The organism is Paraburkholderia sp. J67 (assembly GCF_905220265.1).
GTDB lineage: Bacteria > Pseudomonadota > Gammaproteobacteria > Burkholderiales > Burkholderiaceae > Paraburkholderia.
Window position 1 is genome coordinate 414296 of sequence record NZ_CAJMZK010000002.1, and the last position, 14411, is coordinate 428706.

General features: G+C 64.5%; 15 protein-coding genes. 7 read left to right on the top strand and 8 right to left on the bottom strand.

Features of this window, described 5'->3' with window-relative positions; genetic code table 11:
• Nucleotides 1–29: 29 nt before the first annotated feature.
• Together lptG and lptF are read right to left on the bottom strand one after the other, a co-directional pair.
• Entirely contained in the window at nucleotides 30–1178 is a 1149-nt protein-coding gene (lptG, locus tag U5782_RS05745) for an LPS export ABC transporter permease LptG (protein ID WP_322042858.1), read from the bottom strand.
• A 3-nt stretch (nucleotides 1179–1181) separates the two neighbouring features.
• Complete coding sequence (gene lptF / locus U5782_RS05750; protein ID WP_322042859.1) at nucleotides 1182–2282, bottom strand: LPS export ABC transporter permease LptF; 1101 nt, start codon at nucleotides 2280–2282, stop codon at nucleotides 1182–1184.
• Between the two features lie 134 nt (nucleotides 2283–2416).
• On the opposite strand from lptF, the gene U5782_RS05755 reads away from it, so the two are divergent.
• The 3 genes from U5782_RS05755 to U5782_RS05765 all read left to right on the top strand — a co-directional run bounded on the left by U5782_RS05755 (nucleotide 2417) and on the right by U5782_RS05765 (nucleotide 4952).
• Entirely contained in the window at nucleotides 2417–3928 is a 1512-nt protein-coding gene (locus U5782_RS05755) for a leucyl aminopeptidase (RefSeq protein ID WP_322042860.1), read from the top strand.
• 31 nt (nucleotides 3929–3959) lie between these two features.
• Entirely contained in the window at nucleotides 3960–4376 is a 417-nt protein-coding gene (locus U5782_RS05760; RefSeq protein ID WP_322042861.1) for a DNA polymerase III subunit chi, read from the top strand.
• 66 nt (nucleotides 4377–4442) lie between these two features.
• Entirely contained in the window at nucleotides 4443–4952 is a 510-nt protein-coding gene (locus tag U5782_RS05765) for a DUF2486 family protein (protein WP_322042862.1), read from the top strand.
• 101 nt (nucleotides 4953–5053) lie between these two features.
• On the opposite strand, the gene U5782_RS05770 is transcribed toward U5782_RS05765, so the two are convergent.
• A complete protein-coding gene (locus tag U5782_RS05770) occupies nucleotides 5054–5419 on the bottom strand; it encodes a c-type cytochrome (protein ID WP_322042863.1) in 366 nt (121 codons plus the stop codon).
• 129 nt (nucleotides 5420–5548) lie between these two features.
• Entirely contained in the window at nucleotides 5549–7222 is a 1674-nt protein-coding gene (ilvD, locus tag U5782_RS05775; protein ID WP_322042864.1) for a dihydroxy-acid dehydratase, read from the bottom strand.
• 170 nt (nucleotides 7223–7392) lie between these two features.
• Between ilvD and U5782_RS05780 the strand changes: the two genes are divergently transcribed.
• Nucleotides 7393–8340, top strand: coding sequence for a LysR family transcriptional regulator (locus U5782_RS05780; protein ID WP_322042865.1), 948 nt, complete (start codon nucleotides 7393–7395; stop codon nucleotides 8338–8340).
• A 162-nt stretch (nucleotides 8341–8502) separates the two neighbouring features.
• Nucleotides 8503–9417, top strand: coding sequence for a prolipoprotein diacylglyceryl transferase (lgt, locus tag U5782_RS05785; RefSeq protein WP_322042866.1), 915 nt, complete (start codon nucleotides 8503–8505; stop codon nucleotides 9415–9417).
• An 84-nt stretch (nucleotides 9418–9501) separates the two neighbouring features.
• Here the strand turns inward: lgt and U5782_RS05790 are convergent, their stop codons facing one another.
• The 4 genes from U5782_RS05790 to U5782_RS05805 all read right to left on the bottom strand — a co-directional run bounded on the left by U5782_RS05790 (nucleotide 9502) and on the right by U5782_RS05805 (nucleotide 12021).
• On the bottom strand, nucleotides 9502–10230 hold the full coding sequence (locus U5782_RS05790; RefSeq protein ID WP_322042867.1) for an SIMPL domain-containing protein: 729 nt from the start codon (nucleotides 10228–10230) through the stop codon (nucleotides 9502–9504).
• A 213-nt stretch (nucleotides 10231–10443) separates the two neighbouring features.
• Entirely contained in the window at nucleotides 10444–10902 is a 459-nt protein-coding gene (locus tag U5782_RS05795; protein WP_322042868.1) for an EVE domain-containing protein, read from the bottom strand.
• Between the two features lie 457 nt (nucleotides 10903–11359).
• Nucleotides 11360–11674 carry a cell division protein ZapA gene (locus tag U5782_RS05800; RefSeq protein WP_322042869.1) on the bottom strand — a complete coding sequence of 105 codons (315 nt, stop codon included), beginning with the start codon at nucleotides 11672–11674 and terminating at the stop codon, nucleotides 11360–11362.
• Nucleotides 11671–12021, bottom strand: coding sequence for an ATPase (locus U5782_RS05805; protein WP_322042870.1), 351 nt, complete (start codon nucleotides 12019–12021; stop codon nucleotides 11671–11673). The genes U5782_RS05800 and U5782_RS05805 overlap by 4 nt, the downstream gene beginning before the upstream one ends.
• 515 nt (nucleotides 12022–12536) lie before the next feature.
• Here U5782_RS05805 and U5782_RS05810 point away from each other — a divergent pair.
• Together U5782_RS05810 and U5782_RS05815 are read left to right on the top strand one after the other, a co-directional pair.
• A complete protein-coding gene (locus U5782_RS05810; RefSeq protein WP_322042871.1) occupies nucleotides 12537–13538 on the top strand; it encodes an iron ABC transporter permease in 1002 nt (333 codons plus the stop codon).
• Nucleotides 13535–14368, top strand: a complete 834-nt coding sequence (locus tag U5782_RS05815; RefSeq protein WP_322042872.1) for an ABC transporter ATP-binding protein — start codon at nucleotides 13535–13537, stop codon at nucleotides 14366–14368. Before U5782_RS05810 ends, U5782_RS05815 begins: the two co-directional genes overlap by 4 nt.
• Nucleotides 14369–14411 lie beyond the last annotated feature (43 nt).

The window sequence follows — 14411 nt, forward strand, 5'->3', positions numbered from 1 at the left end:
CGACTCCAGAGAAGCATCGATACCCGGCGTCAGTGCCGGTCGACCCACTTCAGGCCCAGCAAGCCAAGCGCCAGATAGATCAGCGCGGGCGTCGCCGCTGTCAGTGGCGCGGGCCAGGTATTCAGATTGCCGATGTGCGAGAACAGCGTGTTGACGAGCTGAAAGCTCATGCCAAGCATGATCCCGCCGAACACCTTCACACCCACCACGCCTGCACGCGTATGCAGATACGCGAACGGCAGCGAGAGCACCAGCATCACGAACACCGCGAACGGGTAGAGCAATTTGCGCCAGAACGCGATTTCGTAGCGCTGCGTGTCCTGATGGTTTTCCTGCAAATGCTGGATGTAGCGGAACAGGTTGAACATCGACATGCGATCCGGCGACACCAGCAGCACCGAGAGAATCTGCGGCGTGAGCTCCGAGCGCAGCGAGTATTCGGGCGATGCAGTCTGCGTCGCGCGATAGACCGGCGCGAGCGAATCGGTGGGCTGGTTCGCCGGCGGCGGCACGCTGATCAGTTCGGTGTCCGTCACGTCCTTGAGCAGCCAGTGGCCCGGCGGCTGGAACTTGCCGCTTTTCGCCACACGCACGTTCGAGAGCCGGAACTGCGAATCGAATTCGTAGATGCGCACGTTCGTGATGGTCGCGTCCGGCTGCAGTTCGCCCACGTTCACGAAGCGCGTGGCCTGTTCGCCATCGGCTCGCTTGGTGAGCGTGTCCTTGACCCAGACGCCCGACTTGAAGTCCGTCGAGACCGCCGAGCCCAGCGCTTGCAGACGCACCTTTTCGGAAAGCTGGTCGGTGTACGGACCCACCACTTCGCCGATCAGGTAGGTGAGCAGCACGAGCGGCACGCCGATCTTGAGCAGCGAGCGCAGCGCCTGGCCGGTCGCAAGGCCCGAGACGCGGAAAATCGTGAACTCCGAGCTCGCGGCCATCTGCGCGAACACGTAGATCGCGGCGATCAGCGCGGCGACCGGAATGATTTCATAGAGCCGCGACGGCGACTGCAGCGCCACGCGAATCACCGCGTAGATGAACTTGTAGTTGCCGTGGCCGACGGAGTTCAGTTCGTTGATCAGGTCAAAGAAGAAGAACAGGCCGGAGAAGGCGAACAGAATAAAGATGAACGTCAGATAGATTTGACGCGCAAAGTATTTCTCGTAAATGCGCATCGGTCAGTTCCCCTGCGACGCGCGGCCGAACATCGCGCGGGTAAAGAGCGGCCGGTTGCGCACACGCAGCCAGAAAATGAAGGCGACGAGCGCGAGCACCACGATGTGCAGGATCACCATGCCGAAGCCGAACGACATCTTGCCTTGCTCGATCTGCGACTGCACGACGTTGAGCAGGTTCGAATAGGTGAGATAGATCAGCACGGCCATCACGAGGTTGATCGTGCGGCTGCGACGCGGGTTCTGGTAAGCCAGCGGGATCGCCAGCAGCATCAGATTGATCGCGATGAGCGGCAGACCCATCCGCCAGGCGAATTCGCCCAGATTGTCGTTGCTCGGGTTACGCAGCAGATCCGGCGTCGAGGTCGTGCTCGCCGTGGGCGTATTGACCACGGGCTGACTCTGGATCTTCACGCCGTAGCGCTGGAACTCGGAGATGCGGAAGTCGGGGTGACCCGGTTCGCCATCGTAGCGGCGGCCGTTCTCCAGCACGATGAAGCGGTCGCCGTCCTTGTTGGTTTCCGTGTGGCCGGTCTTCGAGACGATCACGTTGACCTTGCCGTTTTCCGTGCTCGTGACGAACACGTTCTCCACGCGCGCCTGGTCGGGGCTCATGCTCTCGATGAAGAACACGCGGTGCGTGGTGGGCGATTCGCGGAACTGGCCGGGCGCGAGCAGCGACACTTCATCGCGCTGCTGGAAGCGCGCGCGGATCAGCTTGCTCTGGGCATTCGACCACGGCCAGCCGATGAAGGCGAAGAACGCGATCGCCAGGATGATCGGCGTGGAGAACACGGCGATTGGCTTGATGAGACGCGTCAGGCTCACACCGGAGGCGAGCCAGACCACCATTTCGGAATCCTTGTACCAGCGCGTGAGCACGAACAGGATCGAAACGAAGAGGGTGACGATCAGCATGACGGCGAGATAGCCGATCACGGTCAGACCGATCAGGACCAGCACGTCGCGCGGGTCGATCTGGCCCGATGCCGCGAAGCCGACGATGCGGATCATCATCGTCGTCAGCATGATCGTGAGCAGAACCATGAACACGGCGCCGGCCGTGTACGCGAGTTCGCGCTGCAGGGAACGTTCGAAGATCATTCTAGATGGGCAGGGCGGGCGGCCTGCGCCGGGCGCCGCGCAGCTTGCGCTACCACCCAGGAGCCGCCGCGGGAAAAATAGCGGATAATTGCGGCTTTCATCCTAAGCCCTGATTTTATCCGAGGACAAGCGCGATGGACTTTAGCATAAAAGCCTGTGATTGGAGCAAAGGCGGGGAAGGCCCCTTCCTGACCGGCAAGTCGGATTGCGTCGTGGTCGGTGTCTTCGAAGCACAGACTCTTTCCGGCCCGGCATTCGTGATCGATAGCGCCCTCGGCGGCACGATTGCCCGCGTCGTCAAGGCTGGCGACATGGACGGCAAGGCCGGTTCCACCTTGTTCCTGCCGGAAGTGTCCGGTATCGGCGCCTCGCGGGTGCTGCTGGTCGGCCTCGGCAAGCAGGACGCATTCGGCCAGAAGGCCTACGGCGAAGCCGTCCGGGCCGCCTGGCGCGCGATTCTCGGCACGCGCATCGCCCAGGTCACGTTCTCGCTCGCGCAACTGCCGATCAAGGAACGCAACGGCGAATGGGGCGTGCGCGCGGCGATTCTCGCACTGCGCAACGAGACCTACCGCTTCACGCAGATGAAGAGCAAGCCCGACGTGGCCCAGCGCGCGCTCAAGCGCGTCGTCTTCAGCGTGGACGCCGCCGAAGAGAAAGCGGCCAAGGTCGCGGCGAAGCAGGCCGTGGCACTCGCCAATGGCATGGACCTCACGCGCGACCTCGGCAACCTGCCGGGCAACGTCTGCACGCCCACCTATCTGGCGGCCACGGCCAAGAAGCTCGCGCGCGACTGGAAGCTCAAGGCCGAGGTGCTCGGCGAGCGTCAGATCGAAGCGCTCAAGATGGGCTCGTTTCTTTCTGTAACAAAAGGTTCGGTCGAGCCGCCGCAATTCATCGTCCTGCACTATCAGGGCGCCGCCGCGAAGGCCGCGCCGATCGTGCTGGTCGGCAAGGGCATCACGTTCGACACGGGCGGCATCTCGCTCAAGCCCGGCGAAGGCATGGACGAGATGAAGTACGACATGTGCGGCGCCGGTTCGGTGCTCGGCACGATGCGCGCGGTCGCGGAAATGGGCCTGAAGCTCAACGTGATCGGCGTCATTCCGACCTGCGAGAACATGCCCGCGGGCAACGCCACGAAGCCGGGCGACGTTGTCACGACGATGGCCGGTCTCACGGTCGAGGTGCTCAACACCGACGCCGAAGGCCGTCTGATCCTGTGCGACGCGCTCACCTATGTCGAGCGCTTCAAGCCGGCGGCCGTGATCGACATCGCTACGCTCACGGGCGCTTGCGTGATTGCGCTGGGCCATCACAACAGCGGTCTGTTCTCGAAGGACGACGCGCTGGCGGGCGAGCTGCTCGACGCCTCGCGCGAAGCGAACGACCCCGCCTGGCGTCTGCCGCTCGACGACGAGTATCAGGACCAGCTCAAGTCGAACTTCGCGGATATGGCCAATATCGGTGGCCGTCCGGGCGGCGCGGTAACGGCTGCGTGCTTCCTCTCGCGCTTCACCGAAGCGTATCCGTGGGCGCACCTGGACATCGCGGGCACCGCCTGGAAGGGTGGCGCGGCCAAGGGTGCAACGGGCCGTCCGGTGCCGCTGCTCGCGCAGTTCCTCATCGACCGCGCGGCGCAATGACCCTGACTGTTGTTAAGGCAGGGAACGCGGCATGACGCGCATCGACTTCCACACCAACGTGGGCGATGCGCTGCTGTATGCGTGCCGTCTCGTGCGCAAGGCGTATCAGGCCGACCAGCAGGTAGTGGTGCTGGCCGAGCCCGCGCGTCTGCGCACGTTCGACGAGCTGCTGTGGACGTTTGCGCCGCTGGAGTTCGTGCCGCACTGCATGGCCGATAGCGCGCAGGCCGCGCAGACGCCCATCGTGCTGGCCACGGACCTCGAGCGTGCGCCGCATCATCGCGTGCTGCTCAACCTGGGCGCCGTGGTGCCGCCGCAGTTCGCGCGCTTCGAGCGTCTGCTCGAAGTGATCGGCGACACGCCCGAAGAGCTGGCGTCGGGGCGCGAGCGCTATCGCTTCTATCGCGATCGCGGCTACGCGCTGAACAACTACAAGCAGGGCGGCTGAGCGCTGCGAGCGTGAGTGTTGCGCCCGGCTTGATCATTGGCTAGACGAAATCCGAAGGAGGCGATCGTGTCCGACCTGCATGACCTCGAAGAGGCGCCGATCCCGCTTTTGACCGACATCATCGTGCCGGGCAATCTGCTGCGCGCCCGCTCGCCGTTCGAGCGTGCGCACGCGCCTGAAGCCGCGTTGGCTTCTGAGTCTGCTGCTGAGTCTGCGGTTGAGCCCGCTGTGACGCCGGCTTCGCTCGAAACGATGGCGGCCGCGCACGCCGTGCCTGAACCCACACTGGGCCCGGCGCCCATCCCCGAAGACCCCTACGCCATCTACGCGCATGATGCCGATGCGCTCGTGGAGCGTTTGCGCGGCCGCGCGCTGAACTGGCTCACCGGCGAAGGACGCGGCGTGATCGAGCAGCGTTGCAGCGCCGCAATGCAGGAGCATTCGCACTGGATCGTCGGGCAGGTGTCGCGCGAGATCGGGCTCGCGCTCGAAACCGAACTCAAGGGCTGGGTCAAGGCTGCCGTGCGCGAGGAACTGGCTGCACGCGCGACGCACGGCACGCACTCTCCCAACTGAGGCGTGCTTTCAGCGCCGTCTTCGCTGATGACCGATTGATCAGTTGAACCGATACGTCAAATCGAAGCGTCGATCGCTCCCAGGGCGATCGACGCTTTTCGTCATTTGAGCGTGAGAATCCAGCTCGCGAGCAGGGCGGCCTGGCCGGGGTTCAATTGCGTGTTGGCGGGCATCGGCACCACGCCCCACACACCGCTGCTGCCTTCCATGATCTTGTGCGCGAGGTAGGTTTGCGCCTCCGGTTTGGCCGCGTATTTCGCCGCGACATCGCGCAGCGCCGGTCCCATGAACGTGCGTGTCACCGAATGGCAGCTCATGCAGTTCTGTTGCTGCGCGAGCGCGAGGCCGCCCGGGCCGTTCTGCGCATGCGCGAGCGGCGCCGCGACGGCACAGGTCAATGCCAGTGCCAGTGCCAGCGGGGCGGCCGGCGTCGCTGTCTTGTTCTTCGCTTGCGACTTCAGTTTCATACTGGTCTCCGCCAGCATGCTCGCCGGCTGTGTCGTCGCATTATAGAAGCAAAGGGCGCGCGGCCAGGCCGCGCGCCCTTTTGTCTATCGAACGCCTGATCTGCATCGCCGGGACAGGGCTGCCAGTGCTTACCCCGTCACCGCACCCTGGTTCGCGGGCCGTGCGAGCGCCGCGAATTTCGCCATCACGCCACGCGTGTAACGCGGCGCGGGCTGCTTCCACGTGGCGCGGCGGCGTGCAAGCTCGGCGTCGTCCACATTCAGTTGCAGCAGGAGTTGGTGTGCGTCGATGGTGATCGAGTCGCCTTCCTGCACGAGAGCGATCGTGCCGCCCTCGAACGCCTCAGGCGCCACATGGCCGACTACCATGCCCCAGGTGCCGCCCGAGAAGCGCCCGTCGGTGATGAGGCCGACCGATTCGCCCAGCCCCTTGCCGATGATCGCCGAAGTCGGCGCGAGCATCTCCGGCATGCCGGGGCCGCCCTTGGGCCCGAGGTAGCGCAGCACGACGATATCGCCGGCCTGGATCTTGTCGGCGAGGATGGCTTCCATCGCGCTTTGCTCGTCGTCGAACACGCGTGCAGGGCCGGTGATGACGGGGTTCTTGAGGCCCGTGATCTTGGCGACGGCGCCATCGACCGCGAGATTGCCCTTGAGGATCGCCAGATGGCCTTCCTTGTAGAGCGCCTGGTCGATCGGGTAGATCACCTTCTGATCGGCGCGCGGCTTCGAGGGCACGTCTTTCAGTTCCTCGGCGATCGTGCGCCCCGTGATGGTCATGCAGTCGCCGTGCAGCAGGCCTGCGTCGAGCAGGAGTTTGAGCACCTGCGGAATGCCGCCCGCCTCATGCAGATCGGTCGCCACGTATTGCCCCGAAGGCTTGAGGTCGCAGATCACCGGCACTTTCTTGCGCATGCGCTCGAAGTCGTCGATGCTCCACTCGATTTCCGCAGCATGTGCGATCGCCAGATAGTGCAGCACGGCATTGGTCGAGCCGCCCGTCGCCATGATCAGCGCCACGGCGTTCTCGATCGACTTCTTCGTGATGATGTCGCGCGGCTTGAGGTCTTGCTTGACCGCTTCGACCAGCACGCGCGCCGACTCCGCCGCCGAATCGACTTTTTCCTGATCGGGATTGGCCATCGTGGACGAGTAGAGCAGCGACATGCCCAGCGCCTCGAACGACGAACTCATCGTGTTGGCCGTGTACATGCCGCCGCACGAACCCGTCGACGGACAGGCGTTCTTCTCGACTCCTTCGAAATCCTCCTCGCTCATGCGCCCGGCCGTGAATTCGCCCACCGCCTCGAACGCCGACACGATGGTGAGGTCTCGCCCCTTCCAGTGCCCTGGGCGGATCGTGCCGCCGTACACGTAGATCCCGGGCACATTGATGCGCGCGAGCGCGATCATGCCGCCGGGCATGTTCTTGTCGCAGCCGCCGATCACGACCACGCCGTCCATCCATTGCCCCTGCACGCAGGTCTCGATGCAGTCGGCGATCACTTCGCGCGAGACCAGCGAGTACTTCATGCCCTCGGTGCCCATCGACATGCCGTCGGAGATCGTCGGCGTGCCGAAGGTCTGCGGATTGGCGTCGGCGCCCTTGACGGCGGCCACGGCGGCATCGGCCAGACGCTGCAGGCCCGCGTTGCAGGGCGTGATGGTCGAATGGCCGTTGGCGATGCCGATCATCGGCTTGTCGAAGTCGGCCTTCTCGTAGCCGAGCGCGTAATACATCGAGCGATTCGGCGAGCGGGCGACGCCTTGCGTGATGTGCTTCGAACGACGGTTGTAGGACATGGGGAGGCTCCGTTGGGCTGTTGTTCGCGCGCCGGGCAGGGCGTTTTCGTTCTGGAGATGCGCCGACGTGTGCAAAACAGAATGGTGTCTCGCGAGCACAATGTCCAATATATTATTCGTGGCTTATTGAGTCGAAAAACATATCAATACGCGCTTGAGTGAGTGAGAGCATGAGCACGACGATTCCCGACCTGCGCCAGTTGCGCTACTTCGTGGCCGTGGCCGAGGAACAGCACTTCGGCCGCGCCGCCGCCCGGCTGTCGATGACCCAGCCGCCGCTCTCGCAGGCGATCCGGGCGCTGGAGGAGACGCTGGGCGTCGAGTTGTTCGCGCGCACGCGCCGCTCGGTCGAGCTGACCGCCGTGGGCGCCGATCTGCTGCCCGAAGTGCGGCGACTCCTCGCCGCCGCCGAAGCGCTGCGCCCGCTCGCGCAGAGCCTCGCGCGCGGCGAGGCGGGCGTGCTGGCGCTCGCCTTCGTCTCCACCGCCGACTACGGCTTGCTGCCCGCGCTCCTGCGCGACTTCGGCGCGCGCTATCCGCGTGTGCGCCTGCAACTAACCGAGGCCACGAGCGACGTGCAGGTCGAGGAACTAGTGGCGGGCCGCATCGACGCGGGGCTCGTGATCGCGCCTGTGCCGCCGCGCCATGCGGCGCAACTGGCGTATCTGCGCGTCGCACGCGAGCCGCTGGTGATCGCCATGCCCACGGCGCTGGCCGCCCGCACTGGGAGCCCGACGGCGGATGGCTGGTGCGAGGCCCCCGTGAGCCTGCGCGAGATTAGCGAAGCGCCGCTCGTGGTGTTTCCGCGCCATCTGGCCCCGGGCTTCTACGACACCATCATGGATTGCTACGGCGCGGCGGGCCTCGCGCCGCGCGTGGGGCAGGAAGCGATCCAGATGCAGACGATCGTGAGCCTCGTCTCGGCGGGCATGGGGGTCGCGCTCGTGCCGCAGTCGCTGCGCCATCTGCGCCGCACGGGCGTGGTCTACCGGCCGCTCGCCGAAGCGGTGCCGACGATCGAAACCGGGCTCGTCTGGCGCGCAGCGGAGGTGAGTCCGGTGCTGGCGGCTTTCATCGAGATCGTGCGCGCGCATGCGGATTTCATACCTGGCCCTTAAACTCGCCGACGTTTCCTGCGCACGCTCGCCTCAGTCGGCAAACCGTGCAAAATGGTTCGAGGCCGCTCGCGTCGGCGATAATGTGAGGCTTCGGCGTCGCCAACCGCGGCGCATCCTGCAATCCGCTTTCAAAGCCTATCGCCGGCAAGAACTCATTTCACGATGCTCATTCACCCGAATTTCGACCCCGTCGCCATCCATCTGGGGCCGCTCGCCGTGCGCTGGTACGGCCTCATGTATCTCGTCGGCTTCATTCTCGCGATCGTGATCGGCCGTCTGCGCCTGCGCCTGCCGTTCGTGGCCGCGCAGGGCTGGACCGCCAAGGACATCGACGACATGCTGTTCTACGGCGTGCTCGGCACCATCCTGGGCGGGCGGCTCGGCTATGTGCTGTTCTACAAGGCGAGCTGGTACTTCGCGCACCCGCTCGACATCTTCAAGGTCTGGGAAGGCGGCATGTCGTTCCACGGCGGCTTTCTCGGCGTGACCTTCGCGATGGTGCTGTTCGCGTGGCAGCGTGGCCGTACGTGGTTGCAGGTGACGGACTTCGTCGCACCGATGGTGCCGACCGGGCTCGCCGCCGGGCGTCTGGGCAACTTCATCAACGGTGAACTGTGGGGCCGCGTGACTTCGCCCGATTCGCCCTGGGCGATGCTGTTCCCGGGCGCGGCGAACGACGACGCTGCATGGCTGCAGACGCATCCGGCGCTGGCCGCGCAGTGGCATCTGAACGAAGTGTTCGCGCAGTATCACCTGCTGCCGCGCCATCCGTCCGAGCTCTACGAAATCGCGCTCGAAGGCATCACGCTTTTCATCGTGATGATCCTGTTCGCGCGCAAGCCGCGTCCGGTGGGCGCGATCTCGGCGCTGTTCCTGATCGGCTATGGTCTTGCACGCTTCACGGTGGAGTTCGCACGCGAACCCGACGACTTCCTGGGTCTGCTCGCGCTGGGTCTGTCGATGGGTCAATGGCTCTCGCTGCCGATGATCATCGCGGGCGTGCTCCTGATGATCTGGGCGTATCGTCGCGCGAAGCGCAACGAAGGCGCGCAGCAGGCGGTGGGTGCGAAGAGCTGAGCGATACGGCATCTCCGATAAAGAAAAAGCCACGGTTTTTGCCGTGGCTTTTTTCATGATGCACGCGATGCGTTGAAGCGCGATTTACTTCATCTGCACCGAGCCCGACACGTTGACGGTCACGGTCGACGTGCCGCCTTCGAGCGGCATGGGCGCCATCTTCGCGTCGGCGCTCGCGGCGCGTGCGCTCATCATCATCATCGGACGCGGCGGTACGCCGTTGTGGCCCACGTTCACGTCGCGAATCGAATAGCTGCTGTAGCCGAACGCACGCGCGGCCGACGATGCCTGTTCGCGGAACGAGGCGATAGCCTCACCCGAGAGCTTCTGTTCGGCGGCGCGCTGCGCTTCGGGCGACAGCGAGAACTGCACGTTGCCGACTTGCATCACCGACGAGATATCGCCCGCGAGCTTCGAAGCCGCTGCGAAATCATGCGATTCGAGCACGACCTCCGTGCGGCCGCGCCATGCGGAGATGCGGCCGTCGCGATCGGTGGACGGATAGATCGAGAACTGGCCCGAACGCGCGGTCACGCCCGCGACGCCCTTGGCCTTTTGCAGCGCTGCATCGGCGCGTTGATTGAGCGTGTTCGTGAGTGAGGCCGGATCGTTGGCTTCCTGCTCGTAGAACAGCGTGATCGTGACGACGTCCTGCGGCACTTCGGCGCTTGCCTGCGAGGACAGCGAGAGCACGCCCGAGGGTTGATAGCGTGCATCGCTCTGCGCATACGCGGCGCGCGGCGCGAGCGTCATGGCCAGCGGAATGGCAGCGGCGAAAGCGGCAGCGAGCGTGACGGCGGTTGTTCTCTTCATTTTGGCTCCTTGCAGAACGGATTTCGCAAGCGGCGCGCACACCAACGCATGCCGCGCGAGCGCATGATTGTGCGCAAGTTCGCGCGCGCATGTCGGCTGCGTGTGCAGGGGGGAAAGTGTGTGCGCCGTGCGTGTTCTTTAGGTGATGTGCCGCGCACGCGGTTCCCGGCTAGAGCGGAGCACCTGGCAATCTTTATCGATTGCCAGGTGTCGTTACATCAACCGTTTAGTGATGAAGTCCCATTCGGTCTTCGTAACCGGTGTGATGGAGAGACGATTGCCTTTGGCGAGCACACGCATGTCGGCGAGTTCGTCGTGCTCGCGCAAGGTCGCGAGTGCAATCAGCGAGGACTTCTTCTTGAACACCACATCGACGAGCATCCAGCGCGGGTTTTCCTGCGTGGATTTCGCATCGTAGTACGGGCTTTTCGGATCGAACTGCGTGGGGTCCGGGTAGGGCGTCGACGACACCTGCGCGAGACCTGCGATGCCGGGTTCGGGGCAACTCGAATGATAGAACAGCACGCCGTCGCCGATCTGCATCGTGTCGCGCATGAAGTTGCGCGCCTGATAATTGCGCACGCCCGTCCACGGCAGTGTTTGATGCGCCGCGTTCGCGAGATCGTCGATGCTTGCTTCGTCGGGTTCGGACTTCATCAGCCAGTAGCGCATGAGTCGAAGAAGAACGTCGGAAGTGGAGGGGAGTGGGAAGGGCGCGAGGCGATTTCAGCGCTTGCTACGCGATGCAAAAAAGCGCGCCCCAATGGAAAACGGCATCGGACACATGTCCGATGCCGTTCGAATAGGTCCCCGCCTTAGCCGCTAGGCCGGCATCCTGAACCGAGGGTTCAGAATTGGTCGCAGTTAGCAGCACTTCGGGTACATCAGACTAGTGACGCGCACACCCGTGCTACAAATTTCCGCAACCGTGCACATGGCATTGGTTCAAGGAATATATGACCTTGGCGAACCAGGCAGGGAAGCTGATAAAACTTTTGGGTACCTGAGTCATCACTCTGCGGTACCGCTGTTTCGAAACGTATCGTGTACGTTTCGATGAGTCCATTCTAACGCATTCTGCTACGGTGTTTGAAGCGTTGTTGGCCGAATACTGTGTTTCGAAAAACGCTTACTGCACACCGTACTGCTGGATGACAGCACCGAGCTGTTCATTCATTTGGCGCATTGTACGACGGATTTCTTCGGCTGGGAATGCTTCGCCGTGACGCACGCTCGTCTGCAGACGCAGCAGTTCCGAAGCGAGCGAAAGTGCCGCCATGACCGCGATACGATCCGTGCCGCGCACGTTGCTGTGATTGCGGATCTTCAGCATTTCCGCATCCACGCGCGCGACCGCTTCGAGCAGTGCAGCTTCGGTTTCCGGCGAACAGGCGAGGCGATAGCTCTGGCCGAGAATCGTCGCTTCGATCTGTTTGGTCGTCATGCATTTTCTCCGTGGCGAGCGGCATGGTCGTCGGCGTTGCCTTGCGACGGGTCGAGCAGATCGAGTTGATTCTCGCGGTCTGCGCCCGCGCGTGCGCGGGGCAGCTTTTCGAGGATCGCGTTCAGTCGGACCTGCGCGTCGTCGATCTTGGCGGAAAGTCCATCGCGCTCGGCCTGCAACGCGTTGCGCTCTTCGCGCACCTGTTCGAGTTCGACGCGCGTCGCTTCGCATTGCGCGCGCAATTGTGCGAGTTGCTCTTCGAGCGCCACGCGTGCTTCATGATGGCGCTGATTGATCTCGATCAGCCGCCCGATGTTTTGTGAGAGTGTTTCGAGTTCGTTGAGCATGTGCTGCGTCCTCTAAAGACAGGCATTCTAGCGCGGATTGTCGCGTATTCCGACATCCGCGACGTTTCCAGACGTAACAACCCTACTTCTTGCCCGCATCTTCCTGTTTGCGGCCTGTCACGCGGATTCCCGCGAGGGGCGGGAATGCGTTTTGCCAGGGCTTCGATGCGGTGTTTATCGCGCGTGCAGCGCAACAATGGCGCTTGAATGGCGCTTGAACGACGGGTGCGCTAAAACAGGGGCAAGGATGTTGCCGCGCAGCGATAAACGCCGACGCGCTGCAAGCGAATACCCAGTGGTTTGTCACGCATTCCCCTGCACATTGCGGCCATTTTTACGGCCATTTCGTCTCACCCGGAAAAAAACGGACAATAGCGGGGCACGACAGGCGTGCGCCCTGAACTCGACCCTTTCCGACGATGCGAACCGTAAGCCCCGACGAACCGCGCCAAGCGCACGCGCCGCGACCGCCCCAGTCGCCGCACGCGTCGCGCGCTACGGGGGCGCACGCAGCGATGCACGCGCGACGCGCGGTGACGATCTGGGGCGTGCTGGTCGTGCTGTCTCTCGCCGTGTTCGTCGTGTCGCTCGTGGTGGGGAGCGTGCCGGTCACGCCCGGCCAGGCACTTCACGCGTTGATGCCGGACACCGGCGCGTACGACATGGCGAGCGATATCGTCCGCACGCTGCGTCTGCCGCGCGCGCTCGGCGCATTTGCATGCGGAGCGCTACTCGCGCTCGCGGGCGCGTTGCTACAGGTGCTGTTGCGCAATCCGCTCGCCGAGCCTTACGTTTTAGGCGTATCGGGTGGCGCGGCCGCTTTCGCACTCATCGCGATGATCGCGGGCCTCGCATGGTGGGCGGTGCAGGCAAGCGCCTGTGCGGGCGCCTTCGTGTCGATCCTGCTCGTGCTAGGCCTCGCGCGCCGCGAACTCTGGCGCGGCGAGCCGCAGGACAGCTCGCCGCGTCTGTTGCTGACGGGCGCGGTGACGGCGGCGGGGTGGGGCGCGCTCATCACGTTGCTGCTCACGCTCGCACCCGACACGCGTCTGCGCGGCATGCTGTTCTGGCTCACGGGCGACCTCGACGGCGTCGGCAATGCGTGGCCCGCGTGGATTGCACTGGCGCTCGTGCTGACTTTCGGCGTGAGCGTGGCGCCACGTCTGAACGTCCTGCTGCGTGGCGATGCCGCCGCGCAGGCGCTCGGCGTGCCGGTGCTGCGTTTGCGCGTGGGCGTCTATCTCGCGGCCTCGCTCGCGGCGGCCGCCGCCGTGACGACGGGCGGCACCATCGGCTTCGTCGGTCTGGTCGTGCCGCATATGCTGCGCCTCGCGTTCGGCAACGACCAGCGCATGCTCGTGCCTGCAGCGGCGCTCGCGGGCGGTCTCGCTGTGATGGCCGCCGATCTCGCGGCGCGCACTGTCGCGGCTCCTACGCAACTGCCGGTAGGCATCGTGACGGCGCTCGCGGGCGTGCCGGTGTTCCTGTGGATGTTGCTGCGCAGGCGTTCGTCATGAGCATCGGAGTAAACACAATCGCGCCGCTGCTTTCCACTCACGCGCTCACCTTGCGCGTGGGCGCACGCACGCTGGTCGAAGGCCTCACGCAGCAATTCGGCGCGGGCGAGATCTGGTGCGTAGCGGGCGCGAACGGCGCAGGCAAGACCACCTTGATCTCGGCGCTCGCGGGCTTGCGCACGAGCGCGGCGGGTCATGTCGAAGTCGATGGCATCGCCCTGCGCGACTGGCCACCGGCCCGTCTCGCGCAGCGCCGCGCGCTGATGCCGCAAGATGTGCGCGACGCCTTCAGCGCGAGCGTGCTCGATATCGTTCTGCTCAACCGCTATCCGTATCTTGCGGGCTGGGGTTGGGAGAGCGATGTCGATCGCGACGCCGCGCACGCCGCGCTCGCGCGGCTCGGCCTCGAAGCATTTGCCGCGCGCGATGTGCTTTCGCTCTCGGGCGGCGAGCGCCAGCGCGTCGCACTCGCGGCGGTCCTGTGTCAGGATGCGCCTTTGCTGCTGCTCGACGAACCGCTCGCGCATCTCGACCTGCATCATCAGATCGCCTGCCTCGAAGCCTTGCGCCAATGGGTTGGCGTGGAGGCGCGCACGGTCGTGTTGTCGTGTCACGATCTGAATCTCGCGCGACGCTACGCAACGCATGCCCTGTTGCTCGATGGCAAAGGCGGCTGTTGCGCGGGCCCGGTGCGCGAGGTGCTCACGGCGGCGCGCGCGAGCGAGGCATTCGGCCATCCGCTCGTGCTGATCCGCGACGGCCCGCACGAGGCGCTCGTGCCCGCACTCGAACAAGCTTCACCGACTTACGAAACGCGCGAAAGCCGATAACCCTTCGTGCTAGAACGCGACTGAACCAGACTCAACGTACCCG